Origin of the sequence: Ornithinimicrobium ciconiae (genome assembly GCF_007197575.1) — a bacterium.
GTDB lineage: Bacteria > Actinomycetota > Actinomycetes > Actinomycetales > Dermatophilaceae > Ornithinicoccus > Ornithinicoccus ciconiae.
In genome coordinates, this window is the sequence record NZ_CP041616.1 from 3,882,821 (window position 1) to 3,897,658 (window position 14,838).

Sequence of the window (14,838 nt, forward strand, 5' to 3'; positions counted from 1 at the left end):
CAAAACGGTAACGGCCACAGGCGCCCCCGACAGCGCCTCAGGACCGAATCACGGCCGATCTTCATGGAACCTTCATCCAGGCCCAGCGGCGTGGAGGCCCGGGCTTTGCTGACGGCGGTATCTACGGGTTCGGCAGCCACCAGGTGACGGTGGTTCCGAATCCTCGGCCGGGACTGGTGATTGTGAGGTTTCCGCCGTGTGCCCTGATGATGCCGTGGGCGATGGTCAGGCCTACCCCGGAGCCGCCTCGTTGTCGGTCGCGGGCTGTGTCGACGCGGTAGAACCGTTCCAGGACGTGATCGAGAGCCTGAGCAGGGATGCCGTCGCCGGAGTCCGAAAGGGTCACCACCACCCGCTCCCCGGTGGACCGGGCCTCGAGCGTCACTCTCCCGCCTGCGGGGGTGTGACGGAGCGCGTTGTTCAGCAGGTTCGTCATCACCTGCCCCAACCGATCCGGGTCAGCAGACACCGTTGGTAGGGGCTGCTCGACGACTGTTGCCAGACGAACGCCTTTTGCCGCGTAGGCCGCCTCGTGTGCGGTAAGGGCCTGCTCGATGAGTCCTGGGAGTTGGACCGGTTCACACGCAAGGTTTAGGTGGTGTTCCTCGATGCGGGAGACGGTGCTGATGTCTTCGGCCAACCGTGCCAGCCGTTGTGTCTGTCCGCGGAGCATATCCACCGTCGGCGGGTCCAGGGCAGTCACACCGGTCTGGGTGCTCTCCAGATAGGCGTCCAGGGTGGCGATGGGGGTGCGCATCTCGTGGGCCAGGTCCCCCAGCATCTGTCGCCGTGTGGTCTCAACGTCCGCGAGGCGGCGTGCCATCTGGTTGAAAGAGTCGGCGAGCACTTCAAACTCCGGCCCCAGCGCCGGCGGGCGGACCCTGGCCCCGTAGTCACCTGCTGCGATGGTCGACGCCGCCTCAGCCACACCCTGTACCAGGTGGGCGACCCGTCTGGTGAGGTAGAGGCTTGCGACCAGCGCGGCCACGAGCGCGGCGCCTAGGGCAAGTACAAGGGCCAGGGTGATTGCGGAGCGGAATGCCTCCTCGACGTGGGTGGCCTCCTCATCTGGGTTCTCGTGCCCGGCCATCACCATGTGTTCCCGAAAGAGTGCTAGGCCGACGACCTCAGTGACGATCAGGATCGTTGCCAGGACGACCAGGACGACCATCCCTTGGGACACCAGGAGCCTGGTCCCCAGGCCCGCTGTCCGTGTGCGTTCACGAAGGCTCACCTCACCCGTCACCTCCCTCGGGCTGAGGTCGGTTCGACGTCCAGCCGGTAACCCACACCGCGTACGGTCTGGATGAACCGTGGGTTGGTGGCTGGATCGTCCAGCTTGCGCCGCAGGTGGGCAACGTGGACGTCGACCAGTTGCTCATCTCCGACCCAGGACTCCCCCCAGACGGCGTCGATGATCTGTCGGCGGGTCATGACCTGACCTGCCTGGCCGGTGAGTGCCTCAAGGACCTCGAACTCGGTGCGGGTCAGCGCGATCCGATCACCGTCCAGGTGGACTTCGCGGGCGGAGGCGTCAACGGTTAACGGGCCGAAGACTTGAGGCGGTGCTGGCGGCCGTGCTTCCTTCGCGACCTGCCGCGGTCGGCGCAATAGCGCGCGGACCCGTTCTACCAGTTCGCGCGGGCTGAACGGCTTCGTGACGTAGTCATCGGCCCCCGCGCGCAACCCGGCCACGGTGTCCGGCACCTCGGCCCGTGCGGTGAGTATGACGATGTAACAGTCGGAGAACTCACGCAGTCCGCGGCACACCTCCAGTCCGTCCAGGCCGGGTAGCCCCAGATCAAGGATGACGACATCAGGATCGAGCTCATGAGCCCGCTGCAGCGCTGTCGGGCCGTCAAAAGCGGACTCGACTTCGTAACCGTCATGCAACAGATTCCGCGCCACCACTGCGGCCAGGGGCTTCTCGTCATCGACCACAAGCACCCGAAATCCGCGACCGGGTCCGTACCGGCGGGGGGGTTGCAGGTCAGTCGTCACGGCATTCCTTATGACTTGACGAGTCGGGCAATGGCTTGTGAGGCCTCGTTCATCTTCTGCTCTGCCTCGGGCCCTCCTGCTTTCGCTGCGCTGACGACGCAGTGTTTGAGGTGGTCATCGAGCAGGCCCAGCGCGACGCTCTCCAGGGCCGAGGTCAGTGCGCTGATCTGGGTCAGGATGTCGATGCAGTAGGTGTCCTCATTGACCATCCGGTGGATGCCTCGGGCCTGTCCTTCGATGCGTTTGAGGCGGGCGAGGTAACCGGGCTTGTCGCTGATGTAGCCGTGCGTGGCTTCGGCTCCCCGCTTCGCGGGGGTGGCCTGGGTGGTCATGGTGGATGCTCCTGTCAGGTGTGATGGGCCGGGCCGCGACCTGCCGGCAGGTGGGTCACCGGGTGCCCTGCCGGTGGAGGAAGGTTCGGGTGCTATGCGACGGGGTCAGGTCGAGTCGCCGCAACAGTTGGGCGTTGAGCGCGACGACGACGGTGGAGGCCGACATGAGAATCGCACCGACGCTCATCGGCAGGACGAACCCGATCGGTGCCAGGACGCCCGCAGCCAACGGCACGGAGATCAGGTTGTAGCCGGCTGCCCACCACAGGTTCTGCTTCATCTTCCGGTAGCTAGCACGCGACAACTCGATCACTGAGAGGACCGAGCGGGGGTCTGATGAGGCCAGGATCACCCCAGCCGAGGCGATCGCCACGTCGGTTCCTGCACCGATGGCGATGCCGACATCAGCCTGAGCCAGGGCAGGGGCGTCGTTGACCCCGTCGCCGACCATGGCGACCTTGCGCCCCTCCCGCTGGAGTTCGGCTACCTTGGCGGCTTTGTCCTGCGGACGTACACCGGCGAAGACCCGGTCGATGCCCAACTCCTTGGCGACGGTGTCAGCCACGGCCTGGGCATCCCCGGTGATCATCACCACCTGAGTGCCAGCAGCGTGGAGCGCCTCAACCGCTTCACGGGACTCGGGTCGGATCTCGTCCGCCAGGCGCAGCGCACCGATCACCTCACCGTCTGCCAGGACGTGCAGGATAATCGCACCCTCGGTGCGCCAGACCTCGGCGATAGACAGTTCGCTGACACCGTGTTGCTCCAGCAGGTAGGGGCCTCCCACCTCGATGACCGTCCCATCGACAGTGGCTTTCACCCCGACAGCCGGGGACGAGGAGAAGTCGGAAGCCGAGGAGAGCGTCAACTCCCGGTCGCGGGCCGCGCCGAGGATGGCCCCGGCCAGCGGGTGCTCACTATCGGACTCCGCTGCCGCGGCCAGCGCCAGCACCTCTCCCTCATCGCGCCCCACAACGGGTTCGACACCGGTGACAGTGGGCTCACCCTTGGTCAGCGTGCCGGTTTTGTCGAAGAGCACGGCGTCAACGGTACGCATGGACTCCAGCGCGAGTCGATCCTTGATCAGGACGCCGCCACGAGCAGCCCGCTCGGTCGCGATGGAGACCACCAGCGGGATCGCCAGGCCGAGCGCGTGCGGGCAGGCGATGACCAGCACGGTGATGGTGCGCACGACCGCCGAGTCCGGCAGGCCCATCAGCGACCAGATGGTCGCTGTGACTACCGCGACACCGAGAGCGAACCAGAACAGCCACCCCGCGGCGGTGTCAGCGATCCGTTGAGCGCGTGAAGAGGAGGCTTGGGCATCGGCGACCAGCTTCTGGATACCGGCCAGGGCGGTATCCTCGCCGATGGCTGTGACCTCGACCCGCAGCCCGGAGTCGGTGGCCACGGTCCCGGCGACCACCTGCTCGCCGCTCCCGCGACGGACGGTCTTGGACTCACCCGTGACCATGGACTCATCCATGCTCGCCGACCCCTCGACAATCCTGCCGTCTGCGGGGACCGAACCGCCGGGGCGGACCAGCACGACGTCCCCGACCAACAGGTCGCCCGGGGCCACCTTGACCAGTTGTTCACCGCTGACCTTCTCGGCCTCATCAGGCAGGAGCGCCGCCAGGGAGTCCAGCGCAGAGGTCGTCTGAGCCAGGGATCGCATCTCAATCCAGTGGCCCAGCAGCATGATCACCACCAGCAGCGCCAGCTCCCACCAGAAGTTCAGCTCATGATCCAGAACGCGCAGACTAGCGCCCCACGAAGCCACGAAAGCCACCGTGATCGCCAACCCGATCAGCAGCATCATGCCCGGCTTACGGGTGCGGATCTCCTCGACCGCACCAGTCAGAAACGGCTGGCCTCCCCAGAGGTAGACCACCGTGCCCAACACGGGCGAAACCCACCAGACCCAGCCGCCACGGGGCAGGTCATACCCCAGGAGATCCGCGAACATGTCGTTGAAACCCACAACCGGAACGGCCAGGACCAGCATGATCCAGAACAGTCGGCGGAACTGCCCCACGTGATCACCATGACCGGCGTGACCACCGTGACCGGCGTGACCTGATCCACCATGCGCGCCGCTGGTGTCCTGGCCACCGTGGTCGTGGTCAGGGTCCTTAGTCAGTTGCTGTGGAGGATGGGCATGCTCGCCGTGTGGAGCCGGGTGTTGACCGCGATGCTGATCGTCAGGCACGTCGGGTCTGTGGTCGTGGTCGTGACGCATGGGTTTGCTCCTATCGCAAGCGGCTAGGGGAAGTCCGCGGCCCCCAGTGGGCGCCGCAGCGGGTCGTTCTCGCAGGTGCCATGCCGCCGGGACCGGCGTGCAAGAGAGGACTGCAGGAGTGACAACGCAACCGGTAAGCCGTGCTCTGGTAGTCGCGGTACAGGCCGCATCCTCGAGCCGAGCCTTCATGACGATGGCCTCGCTCATGACGGGGCACTCGGCGACGGTCCTCTGCCTTCGCATGGACCCAGCGGATTCGCAGTGCGCGTGCCCGCCCCAGCGTGACGCTGCGGTGAGACCGGGCAGCCGGTACCCCTGCGGTCGCCAGAAACAGACCGGTGTCGGCTGTGGCGCTGTCTGGATGAACAGTCTCCACGCCATGACTTCTCGTGTGGCACCTCTGCTCCGACCAGGACTGCGTGAGCTCATCCGGGACGACCGCGCCCCGTCATGGCCAACTACACGGCGAACGCGCTCACCGAGCTCGCCCGTACAAGCCGAGGCTGGCTGGGGCACGTCTGGTCAGTTCCGCGCTGCCTGGTAACCGGCCTCGTCCACCGCAGCGAGCACCGCAGCATCGTCAACAGGAGCACCTGCGGTGATGGCAAGCGTCCCAGTCGAGGCACTGGCATCGACGAGCTCGACGCCCGCGATCCGGGAGACCTCCTCGCGCACAGCGGACTCGCAGTGCCCGCACGTCATCCCGGTTACGGCATAGGTCTGAGTGGTGCTCATGGTGGTGTCCCTTTCCTCACGGATATCAACACACCGTATACCCCTATGGGGTATCGCGCAACCGTGACTCGGGAGGTTGCAATCCGACAGACACACAACCGCCCCAGGCCGTCGCGCCGCGACGCCGGACAGGGATCTGTCAAGACTCCGCGGGCTGCAAGCAGATCTTCCTGGACCTAGGACTGTTGGAGCATCTGCTCCATCACGGAGATCTCGGACTGCTGGTCCTGGATGATCTGCTCGGCCAGCTGCCGCGCTTGAGGGTTCTCACCGTTCTCCAGTTCGCTCTGCGCCATCTCCACCGCGCCTAAGTGATGCTCGATCATCAGTTCCAGGAACCGCCCGTCAAACTCAGCTCCTGACAGAGATCTCAACTCGGTCATGGCCTCCTCCTGGCTCATCCCATCCATCTGCATGCCGCCGTGATCCATACCACCGTGCTCAGAGACCATGTCCTCGGCCCACGCGCGCAGCCATGAGGTCATTTTCTCAATCTCAGGGCCCTGGGCTGCCGAGATGTTCTCGGCCAGGGTGCGCACCTGCTCGGTGTCCGCATTTTCGATCGCCAGGTCGGCCATCTCGATGGCACCTTCGTGGTGAACGATCATCATTTGAGCGAACTCGGTGTCGGCCTCGTTGTGGGTCTGGTCCACAGTGGTCCCCGGCTCGGTCGTGGCGGCTGCCCCAGTAGGGGGAGGGGCCGGCGATCCGGCCTCGTCCTCGGCGCTGTCGCCGCATGCGGTGAGACCAAGGGTGAGGAGGCCCAGAGCTGCGGCGGTGGTGACGCGGCGTGCAAACTTCACGGGGGTCCTTTTCATCGGCAGGCAGTTGGGGTCACTCCCAAGTCAACAGTCCGAAGAGGGCGCTGGCCGCACCGGTGCCCAGACCTTCATCAACTCTTCATGGAATGTGTCCGAAGTGTGCCGGCCGCCTGAGATACCGTGTTCAGGAATGATCCGCCCAGTGCCCTGTGGCTGGTCCCGCGCCCCGATCGAGACGGCCAGACCATCCCAGCTGCACCCCTAGGGCATACATGAACGGTCCCCCGCGTTTCCCAGAAAGGCATTACGTTGCCCCGTTTGCGCGCCCTCGCAGTCGTTGTCGGGGGTTTGATGATCGTTGCCGGCTGTTCCTCACAGGCCCCGGATGCAGACAGCCAGCTCCTCACCACGCACAATCTGGTCGGAATGGAGGCGACCGAGATCATCGACCACCTCGATCGGCTGGACGTCGAGGATCGTCCCGCGGACCTGATGGCATCAGTCCACTTCGATGAACTGCAACTCTCGGCCGGTATCGAGCAGCTGAACTTCGACCTTCCCGACGACCGCTTCTACCTCTCGTTCGCGCCCTACGTGAACCAGACCCATGAGTGTTACTACCACAGCCTCACCACCTGCCTGGGAGAGCTACGCAACGAGAACCTCCAGGTCAGCGTCACGAACGAAGCAGGCAACGTCGTCGTCGATGAGGAAGTGACCACGTTCGACAACGGATTCGTAGGCCTGTGGTTACCCCGTGACCTTACGGGAACACTGCGCGTCTCCGCGGCAGATGGCACAGGGCAGGTGTCTGTCTCAACCCGGGCAGATGACCCAACATGCCTGACCACGATGCAACTCACCTAAACCTCACCCGCGCAACTGTTGCCGTGCGCAAGCTCCAGGCACTGCTGAAGAAGGGATCTTTTTCGGCGCCCTGTTAGATAGACGCTATCGAGTGACCCGCTTGTGCGGTCGCCAATCGTAAGACGGCTTTGGGGCCCACAGCATTGCGCAAGAACCGTTTCCTGGACATTGGGGCGGTTCACCGCTTGTTGTGGTGCGGCCCCTGCTCGGCGAGTGCTTTGAAGTTCAGCAACTGGCGTCTGGCCATGATGAGGTCGGCGACGGAGAGGGCGGGCGCGAGCAGTCGGCTGGGGTTCATGACGACTTTGAGCAGCAGGCGTGTGGTCTGGTGCTCACCGGGCAGGAGCAGGTAGGACAGGAACGCCCCGAGGATCGTTCCAGTGAGCTGACGTTCGTGCTCGAGGGAGACGATGCGGCCCATCTGACGGCGCCCGGCCGTTGTGTACCTGTCACCGACTATGGGCTCAGGCAGCGCGAGGAGCTCGCGGGGCGATCGGCGTCCGAGGTTGTCGATCCAGTCGTAGGAGTATGGCGCCAACCTGACCTGTGTCAACCACGGCCAGAGGGCTTGGGGCGGCGCCTGCACGGTCACACCTCGCCATACCTGGAGCGTGGGCGCGGGATCGAAAGCGTCGCACGGGTACGGCAGGGCCGTCTCGCTGTCCGTCACTCCCCACTTGGCCCCGATCATGACTCATCCCCGATCCCGTGCGCGGTGGTCGCAGCCGGTGGTGGCCGCTCGTGCAGGGCGAGGGTCTCGACCCTGTTCAGCCGGCCGCGGGTCATGAGAAGGACAAGCAGCCCGAGCAGGAACATTGCGAGCAGGTGCGCCATCGTCACGGTGTCGTTGGCTGGGTACAGGTGGCGCAGGTAGCCCGCGTTGAACCCGTCGCCACCAGTTGCGGCGTTGCCGACCGCATGGATGAGCCCGACCAGGAAGATGCTGCCGGTGCGGTTGTAGGCCCAGCCGATAGCGACTCGGAACGGCACGGCGAGTACGGCCAGCAGGAGCAGCAGGAGCAGCAGGACCGTACCGGGGACCAGTCCCTGGCCCGCGGCCAGGGAGCTGTGCTGCAGCGCGAACAGCGGTGCCACCAGCAGCGCGGCGAGCAGTGGACCCCGCCGGTCCTGGAGTCGAGCCTGGACGAAGCCCATCCAGGCGACCTCTTCCCACCAGTTGATCAGCACGAACGTGATCAGGAGGGGCAGCAGGAAGTGCGGTCCGAGGGCTGTCAACAGAGACCCTGTGGAGCGGTCCGGAGGTGTGCCGCCGAGCAGCACCCCGATCGCCAGGATGAGCGCCGGCACGAGCAGGAAGGCGGCCGCGAACCAGGCCACACCGACGCGTATCTTCGCCGCCCGACCCCCCAGGTCCCGCAGTCCCTCGGGTCCGTCGACGATCCTGGTGATGACCAGGGTGGGCAGCAGCAGGCCGATGAAAGCGCTGAGCACCACCGCTGCTGGCATCAGCCACGCCCGGTCCGCCAGCCCGGCGAGCATTGCCGACCAGGGCGGGACCTGCCCCACGGTGTAGGTCCAGAGGAAGAACGAGGCCAGGGGCCGGCGGCGGATGAATCGCACGACCGCTCCACCGTGCGCAGGGTCCACCGCGAAAGCTTCGCGGATCGGGGATGCGGACATGGTCGCTCCTTGATCAAACGGGGGACGTGACACCCAGTCAGCCCAGGAGCTGGCTGCGCGGTCGCGGGGTAGATCGGCCTGATGGCGTCAGTGCACGTCATCGTCGAGGGTGAGCGAGCCTCGTTGGCGGGATCATCTCTATCCTCGACGGCAACAGTGAGTCCGCGGACGGGACTCCTTAGCGTCCGAGGGCGGTCATGGGTCGCCTCGGTGTGGCGCGGTACCAGGCCAACGTGGCGTCGATTCCCTGCTCGTACGGCGTGACACTTCCGGGGCCGAAGGCGGCGCGGTACTTGCCGGAGTCGATGGCGTGGGGCTGGCGGAACTGGTAGAGCATCTCGGCACCTTCGCGCGCGACCGGCCATAGGACACCCACAGCGCGGACAGTCGGCTCGCGGATCTTCAGGACGCGCATCCGCTGCTGTGACCGAGTGGCGGCCAGGTGAAGCAGGTGCCTGGCGGTGCTCGGTTCCGGGGTCGGGAGGTGCCACACCTCTCCGAGAGCCTCCTCGCGCTCGCCCAGCTCGACCAGTCCGTGGGCGAAGTCGTCAATGAACATCGGGGCCAGCGGCTGGTCCAGCTCGCCGACCCACAGGGCCAGGCCCCCTCTCGCGGCCGGGCCGAAGATGTTGCTCCCCAACAGCGACTCCACGGCTGGCCCGTAGAGCTCGGTAGCCCGACCGATGACTGTCCGGACTCGACCGCTGTGGTGAGCGGCAAGCACCCGCTCGGCCAACCATGCGCGCAGGAGTCCCTTGTTGCTGACTGGACGGTACGGCAGGTCTTCGGTCATCGGCCCGGTCGCGCGACCGTACATCCAGGTGTCGTCGACAAAGACCATCCGGGCATCGCTGGATTCGGCACCGGCCAGCACTCCGTCCACAGCGGCGGGAAACGCCTCGAGCCACTCCGAGAAGGGCGGATTGACCGCGTTGTAGACCACCACCGCCCCCGGCACACTTCGCGCATCCGATCGGCGTCCCGGGCGTCGGCGGCCACTACGTCGACCCCAGGCGGTACGTCAACTTGACCGCTGCGGTTGACCGCGCGTACCCGCCGTCCCCGCTTACATAGCTCGCGGACCAGCGCACTTCCCGTGCCGCCACTGGCTCCGATCACCACATGAAGCTCCTGGTCCTCGTTCATCGGTCTCCCTCTCGCGCCGCCGCACATCCCTGAACCCCGGTTCCGGGGCTCGGCACTCCACGAAGGTCAGCCATTGCCGGGCCCATCCGTTGCAGCGGAGGCGAGAACTGTCAAGACCGTCTCGATGTAGCGTCGAACGTCCTGGCCTGCGGGTAGGGCACCCGGGGCACTGCGGACGAGCGCCGCGTAGCCGAGGTAGCTGGTGTAGGCCAGGGTCGCCCGTCGTGCCGCCTCGCCGGGCGTGATGCCCAGCGCCACGAGCTGGTCGGCAACGAAACCGATCCTGCGGGCAGTGACACGCTCCAGCACCACTCGGACAGGGTCGTCGCGGTCGCCGGTCAGCGCCACGCTCGGGTCGGGCCGCTCCGGATCTTGCCTGTGCGCGATGGCCAGCAACCGTCGCAGCCGGTCACGAGGGTGGCTGGTCGAGGCCACGACCTCGATCACGCGATTGGTCTCCAGCTGCTCCCACCGCTGCAGGGTCGCCTCGACCAGGTCTGCGCGGTCACGGAAGTGCCAGTAGAAGCTGCCCTTGCTCGTCCTCATGGTTTTCGCTAGGGGCTCGACCCGGATCCCGCGAACGCCCCCGTGGGCCATCGCGGTCATCGCCGCGTCGAGCCAGTCGTCTCGGGTCAAATTGCGGGTCGAGCTAGGCGTGGGCATCTAGACGGCCCCTCGGACGCTGCGGTAACCATCGAGGTACTGCGTCCAGGTAAGTCCGGCTGAGGAATGCCCTGCGCAGAGGTTCGCACCGGCCTTGAACGCCCGCCCCGCGGCTCCAGGGAACGGCACCGGCAGGAGAGGCCGGCGACGCCCACCGGTGGCCAACATCCACGTGGAGGCGAGGTCACGCAGAGTGAGGACCTCCCGTCCCCCGAGATCGGCCGCCCTACCTGCCGCACCGGACTCCACGTGCTGCACCACCCGGTCCGCGACCTCCTCGACGGCGACCGGTTGGAAGCGCAAACCCCTCGGACAGGCGATCAGCGGCCTGCGTGCTGACTTCGCCAGCATCTCGGCCACGAACGGGTGGAACTGGGTGGCCCGCTGGATCGTCCACGGCACGTTCTGGTGCTCGACGATCGACTCTACGTCCCGCTTCGCGCGGTAATACTTGATCGGTATCTGGTCGACCCCGACGATCGAGACGTACACCAGGTGTCTGACGTCGAGACCTCGCATGGCCGCGACGAGGTTCGCCGTCCCGGCGACGTCGACCTCGACCGGTGACCGGACGTCAGAGGCGCAATGCACAACAGTCTCGACATCTGACAATGCGGGGCCAAGGCTGGGGAGTGCTCGCAGGTCACCGGCCCACGGTTCTACGTCGCGGACGCTCGACGCGCGGGACGGGTCACGGCTCAGGACCCGGACCCGATGTCCGGCCGTGACGAGCCTGTCGACGACGCTGCGTCCCAGCACTCCCGTGCCACCGGTGACGAGGATGTTCATGACGCCTCTGCTGCCGTGACATGCGCCTGAGGGTGCTGTCGCATCAGGTGGGGCACGAGTCGCCGATGAAAGGGACGCACCACGGCGAAGTATGCGGCACCAAGATAACCGTGGCGACGCACCACGGTGGTGCAGCGTGCGACGCCGCCCAACAGCGTGACGATCACCCTGAAGTCGAGGTGACGGTCATCCAATCCGCATACCACCCGCTCCGGCCCCGCGACTTGGATCGGGAACAGGAGAACGTCGCCTTGGTAGGCAGGCTGCACACCCAACGGTGCCACCAGCAGATCTCGCGCAGCCAGCACCCGCCGCGCCGACGGCGACGGCCCCAACAGAGCCCTAGCCACCGTCATCGCATCCGGAGCCCCAACGGAGGCCCACCGGCACTCATATGCATCGGCATAGTCCCAACCGGGCAGCACCTCCGAAGCCTCAACCTCTGCCACCGCTGCGACTACAGGAGAGTCAAGGTTCTGCGGCCCACGGGCACGGGCGTCGAGGAAACGGGTTGCGGTCAAGCCGATTGTCTCGGCCCACAGCGCCCAGGCTTGGACGTGGCGGGCGCCCTTCCGAAGCGGTGCGGCAGCCTCGCTGGCCATGGTCAGAGCCATAGGGGTTCAGCTTTCTCTTGGTGGCGCCACTTCCCAGCCGGTGCCAGTTCCATACGGTTGCGTATGGAGGCATACCATACGGCACCGTATGGTCGGGCGTCAAGGGCTCCCCCATGAGCGAGCGCCGGCTGCCTTCCTCTGCGGGACCTGTCACGAACGGAGGGCGTGGTTGATGACGGATTGCAGCACGTCGGGCAGGAGCTGCATTTGCGGCGAATTGACGCGCCTCGGAGCTTCCAGCGTGGCGTGTGAGGGGGCTGGAACTGCTGACCTCTAGGTCGCTCACTCACGACCCTGGAGGGAGGTAAGCCAGCGGTGAGCTGACGACGCGGCTTTTGCGTGGTCCGGGTCGAGGGTGGCGAGCCGGCCCAGGATGACACGGGTGTCGACGAGGTCGGCACGGACAAGAGCGGCAACGAAGTTGCGGTCTTTCTCGCGCAGGGCGCAAAGCTTGGCCACACACAGATCTTCCTTGTCCAGGCACCATCCCGTGAACTGCGGATCGCCCCCTGGGGCAGCGGTGTTCGCATTAGTGACGGGCACCAAGCGGTCACGCCATCCGGGCGGGAGAACCGATGTCTGCAGGTCGACCCCGTCGATGCTGAATCCGTGCAGATCCTCGAAGGGTGAGAACTCTCCTGCTACGCCCTCGATGAGATCGGCGAGGCGAGCGGTCTCGTCGTTGTCTGCGGCGATGGGCAGAATGTCGACCTCCATCGACATGGTCGCTGCCGCGGGGAGTTCCCCCTCTACGATTGAACCCAGGATCGCTTGCGAGCCGACGACGATGACGTCCGGGTGACCGATGATCTGACACGCCGCCGTCCGGATGGCGTGTTCGAGTTGATCCCGGCGCATCAACCCACCTGCGCCAGCACCTCGGAGCGCTCCTGCTCTGACAGCAGCCCACGCATGGGAGAGACCTCACGCATCTCGATGGAGTCCCGATCGAGACCCGTCGACACGCGCTTGAGGCCGGGGAGGTCCCTAGTGTCGACCAGGACCTGCCAGCGATGCAGGTTCCGCTCATGCGGTTCCCCGGTCACTCCCCTGCGCAAGCGCGACAGATTGCCCTGGATAACCGGCTCCAACACGTCCAGGGTGTCGCGCGTCAGACGCGATGAGATCCTCCGGTGCAGCAGCCACGACCGGCGCTCCGAGCGAGTGAGCTCAGGCTCGACAACGCTGCGGACAACCTCCAACCGTCGCCCCATGCAGGACAGCAGGCGATCAAGCTGCTCGTCGCTCAGATCGACACGTCCGGACAGGAACTGACTGATGCTTGGCTGATGAACCCCGCTCAGCCTGGACAACTCGCTCTGGCCGGTGCCCGTCTCACGCATCACCAGCTCCAACACGTTCCCGCGGTCACTCATGCCCCCTACTATAGCAAATCTTGCTATAGTAGGGGAACGGATGGTGAGCCCGGTCAGCACGAGGGGACATGACCCCATCCTGACGCACAGGGACCATCCGAATGCCTCTAGGCTCGCAGCATGAAGCCAGCCCCTCGGCAGGTAGCCGAAACCGTGACTCAGATCCTCCGGTCAGCCTGGCCGCAGGGTCTCGATGAGGGACTCCTATGGCTGGACGCGATGGCAATCCAGACCGACACGGCCACGGAGACACCCCGGAGACGATCCTCTCGTTCCTGGCATATGGCCTCTATGCCCACGTGGGGTACGGCGAGAGCGGGTTGGGGCACTTACCAGGACCGGTTCGCCGACGTTTTCTGGTTCCTCTGGGACGACGAAAGCTCCGAGCGCGTCCTTCACGCGGCGACCGAACTGGCTGACCATCTCGCCGACGCCCTCGGTGAACCGACAGAGACCACAGAACCGACGCCACTGAGCGGAGGGACCTGGTGGTGGCAACTGGAAGGACACAGCATCGAGATGTATGCCTACACCGACGCCCGAACGCCCGATGGCCACCCGACAGGGCCGCCCTGCGTGCAGCTGTCCGTCGACCTGCGAGAGGTGTCAGATCCTCGCGAAGCCGAAGCGCGTCGGTTGCAAGGAGCGCCGGGGTTTGGATAGTGCCGTCAAGCGCGACCTGCGGCAATACAGCGCGTTGCGCCCGCGTCGACCTCAAGGGTGGTCGCAACGCCTGTCGAAAAGCGACCAACCGGCTCGCAAGAGGCGATGCGCGGCCATGAACGGCTGGGCAATGTCAGCGAAGGAGCCCCTGACGGAGCCTTCCGCCAAGCCTGACGCGCGGTTGGTCAGTCCCATCTGGCCCCGCGTCGCGGTGGACCAACCCAACACGTGAGCGTCACCGCTCATAAGCGTCCAAAGTGTCCGCCCACTCTCTCGGCGGGCCGCGTCAGGGAAAACATGGTCCAGTGCTTCCGGGATGACCGTGTCCGTGAGGTTGAGCGCTGCTTTGCCGGATCGAACCGCGGCTACCTCTTCTACTCGGGTAGCCAACCACGACTGCTGAGCGCGGAGTTCCTGGCGCTCGGTTTCGCTAAGACTCAGCTTCTCGAGTCGTTTGTAGTGCTTACTCATCTGCGTATGCATCTCTGTAAGAACGGTCAGTCCCCGTTCCCTGCGCTCCTCGCGGTCTTCCGGTGAGAGCACCCATACTCCTTGCGCCGCCCCAACTAAGGCACCGCGTAAGACGGTGAAGTGGGCGCTCGGGTAGAGCTGCCCCGCCTCGAACGCATCCCGCGCGAGGCGTAGGTGTTCTCCGGACAACATCAACGACGTGCGGGCAACTTCGCTGATCGGATGACGCGGAAATACAGCATCATCGATGTACATCTTGCTCCCACGAAGAGGAGGCTCGGTATCAGCAGCACGGACCTTCCACCGTTGGAGGTCTTCATAGGTAGCCCGCATCACCTCGAGGTAGGGGAGGCCGGACGGCGTCGGAATCGGCATGCATTCAACCTATCGGTGGCGGTCTGGCCGGCCATCGTCCACCGCGTGCCACCATCGTGGAGCTGAGGTGGCAATGGGGGCGCATCAGCCCTCCCAGCGCCAGACGACTCCACGCCCGGCAGTATTCGTCGAGCCGTCGTCCATCACGGTCCGTGGCTAGAC

The 14,838-nt window shown here is 65.7% G+C and carries 16 protein-coding genes and 1 pseudogene; 1 reads left to right on the forward strand and 16 read right to left on the reverse strand.

Annotated elements, in window-relative coordinates; translation table 11 throughout:
• Window positions 1–121 precede the first annotated feature (121 nt).
• The 6 genes from FNH13_RS17975 to FNH13_RS18000 form a co-directional block, all read right to left on the reverse strand.
• Window positions 122–1,234, reverse strand: coding sequence for a sensor histidine kinase (locus FNH13_RS17975; protein ID WP_143784694.1), 1,113 nt, complete (start codon window positions 1,232–1,234; stop codon window positions 122–124).
• Between the two features lie 8 nt (window positions 1,235–1,242).
• Window positions 1,243–1,947, reverse strand: a complete 705-nt coding sequence (locus tag FNH13_RS17980; protein ID WP_202878823.1) for a response regulator transcription factor — start codon at window positions 1,945–1,947, stop codon at window positions 1,243–1,245.
• 62 nt (window positions 1,948–2,009) lie between these two features.
• The gene (locus FNH13_RS17985) at window positions 2,010–2,333 is read right to left on the reverse strand and encodes a metal-sensitive transcriptional regulator (RefSeq protein WP_143784695.1); all 324 of its coding nucleotides are present in this window, start codon (window positions 2,331–2,333) and stop codon (window positions 2,010–2,012) included.
• Between the two features lie 55 nt (window positions 2,334–2,388).
• Entirely contained in the window at window positions 2,389–4,575 is a 2,187-nt protein-coding gene (locus FNH13_RS17990; RefSeq protein WP_202878824.1) for a heavy metal translocating P-type ATPase, read from the reverse strand.
• 522 nt (window positions 4,576–5,097) lie between these two features.
• Window positions 5,098–5,310: a heavy-metal-associated domain-containing protein gene (locus tag FNH13_RS17995; protein ID WP_143784696.1), complete on the reverse strand. Its 213-nt coding sequence runs from the start codon at window positions 5,308–5,310 to the stop codon at window positions 5,098–5,100.
• Window positions 5,311–5,486: 176 nt separating this feature from the next.
• Window positions 5,487–5,963, reverse strand: a complete 477-nt coding sequence (locus tag FNH13_RS18000) for a DUF305 domain-containing protein (protein ID WP_228266483.1) — start codon at window positions 5,961–5,963, stop codon at window positions 5,487–5,489.
• Window positions 5,964–6,389: 426 nt separating this feature from the next.
• Between FNH13_RS18000 and FNH13_RS18005 the strand changes: the two genes are divergently transcribed.
• Complete coding sequence (locus FNH13_RS18005) at window positions 6,390–6,938, forward strand: CueP family metal-binding protein (RefSeq protein WP_228266484.1); 549 nt, start codon at window positions 6,390–6,392, stop codon at window positions 6,936–6,938.
• Window positions 6,939–7,116: 178 nt separating this feature from the next.
• Here FNH13_RS18005 and FNH13_RS18010 read toward each other — a convergent pair whose 3' ends face one another.
• From FNH13_RS18010 to FNH13_RS18055, 10 genes and pseudogenes are all read right to left on the reverse strand, one after another.
• Window positions 7,117–7,524, reverse strand: coding sequence for a hypothetical protein (locus tag FNH13_RS18010; protein WP_202878825.1), 408 nt, complete (start codon window positions 7,522–7,524; stop codon window positions 7,117–7,119).
• A 101-nt stretch (window positions 7,525–7,625) separates the two neighbouring features.
• Window positions 7,626–8,579, reverse strand: coding sequence for a CPBP family intramembrane glutamic endopeptidase (locus FNH13_RS18015; RefSeq protein ID WP_143784699.1), 954 nt, complete (start codon window positions 8,577–8,579; stop codon window positions 7,626–7,628).
• A gap of 178 nt (window positions 8,580–8,757) precedes the next feature.
• A complete protein-coding gene (locus FNH13_RS18020; protein WP_228266485.1) occupies window positions 8,758–9,525 on the reverse strand; it encodes a Rossmann-fold NAD(P)-binding domain-containing protein in 768 nt (255 codons plus the stop codon).
• Between the two features lie 14 nt (window positions 9,526–9,539).
• A pseudogene (locus tag FNH13_RS20035) lies at window positions 9,540–9,752 on the reverse strand (hypothetical protein); the annotation flags it as partial.
• Window positions 9,753–9,791: 39 nt separating this feature from the next.
• The gene (locus FNH13_RS18030) at window positions 9,792–10,388 is read right to left on the reverse strand and encodes a TetR/AcrR family transcriptional regulator (RefSeq protein ID WP_143784702.1); all 597 of its coding nucleotides are present in this window, start codon (window positions 10,386–10,388) and stop codon (window positions 9,792–9,794) included.
• Window positions 10,389–11,177, reverse strand: a complete 789-nt coding sequence (locus tag FNH13_RS18035; RefSeq protein ID WP_143784703.1) for an SDR family oxidoreductase — start codon at window positions 11,175–11,177, stop codon at window positions 10,389–10,391.
• Window positions 11,174–11,791, reverse strand: coding sequence for a DUF2867 domain-containing protein (locus FNH13_RS18040; protein WP_143784704.1), 618 nt, complete (start codon window positions 11,789–11,791; stop codon window positions 11,174–11,176). The genes FNH13_RS18035 and FNH13_RS18040 overlap by 4 nt, the downstream gene beginning before the upstream one ends.
• 282 nt (window positions 11,792–12,073) lie before the next feature.
• The gene (locus FNH13_RS18045; RefSeq protein ID WP_143784705.1) at window positions 12,074–12,649 is read right to left on the reverse strand and encodes a DUF6036 family nucleotidyltransferase; all 576 of its coding nucleotides are present in this window, start codon (window positions 12,647–12,649) and stop codon (window positions 12,074–12,076) included.
• Window positions 12,649–13,134: a helix-turn-helix domain-containing protein gene (locus FNH13_RS18050; protein ID WP_143784142.1), complete on the reverse strand. Its 486-nt coding sequence runs from the start codon at window positions 13,132–13,134 to the stop codon at window positions 12,649–12,651. The genes FNH13_RS18045 and FNH13_RS18050 overlap by 1 nt, the downstream gene beginning before the upstream one ends.
• Before the next feature lie 747 nt (window positions 13,135–13,881).
• A complete protein-coding gene (locus FNH13_RS18055; RefSeq protein WP_143784706.1) occupies window positions 13,882–14,676 on the reverse strand; it encodes a hypothetical protein in 795 nt (264 codons plus the stop codon).
• Window positions 14,677–14,838 lie beyond the last annotated feature (162 nt).

Bases quoted from the DNA above. Each gene is read 5' to 3' on its own strand.
- FNH13_RS17985 (WP_143784695.1), bottom strand. From the start codon at position 2,333: ATGACCACCCAGGCCACCCCCGCGAAGCGGGGAGCCGAAGCCACGCAC.
- FNH13_RS17990 (WP_202878824.1), bottom strand. From the start codon at position 4,575: ATGCGTCACGACCACGACCACAGACCCGACGTGCCTGACGATCAGCAT.
- FNH13_RS17995 (WP_143784696.1), bottom strand. From the start codon at position 5,310: ATGAGCACCACTCAGACCTATGCCGTAACCGGGATGACGTGCGGGCAC.
- FNH13_RS18015 (WP_143784699.1), bottom strand. From the start codon at position 8,579: ATGTCCGCATCCCCGATCCGCGAAGCTTTCGCGGTGGACCCTGCGCAC.
- FNH13_RS18030 (WP_143784702.1), bottom strand. From the start codon at position 10,388: ATGCCCACGCCTAGCTCGACCCGCAATTTGACCCGAGACGACTGGCTC.
- FNH13_RS18035 (WP_143784703.1), bottom strand. From the start codon at position 11,177: ATGAACATCCTCGTCACCGGTGGCACGGGAGTGCTGGGACGCAGCGTC.
- FNH13_RS18040 (WP_143784704.1), bottom strand. From the start codon at position 11,791: ATGGCTCTGACCATGGCCAGCGAGGCTGCCGCACCGCTTCGGAAGGGC.
- FNH13_RS18045 (WP_143784705.1), bottom strand. From the start codon at position 12,649: ATGCGCCGGGATCAACTCGAACACGCCATCCGGACGGCGGCGTGTCAG.
- FNH13_RS18050 (WP_143784142.1), bottom strand. From the start codon at position 13,134: ATGCGTGAGACGGGCACCGGCCAGAGCGAGTTGTCCAGGCTGAGCGGG.
- FNH13_RS18055 (WP_143784706.1), bottom strand. From the start codon at position 14,676: ATGCCGATTCCGACGCCGTCCGGCCTCCCCTACCTCGAGGTGATGCGG.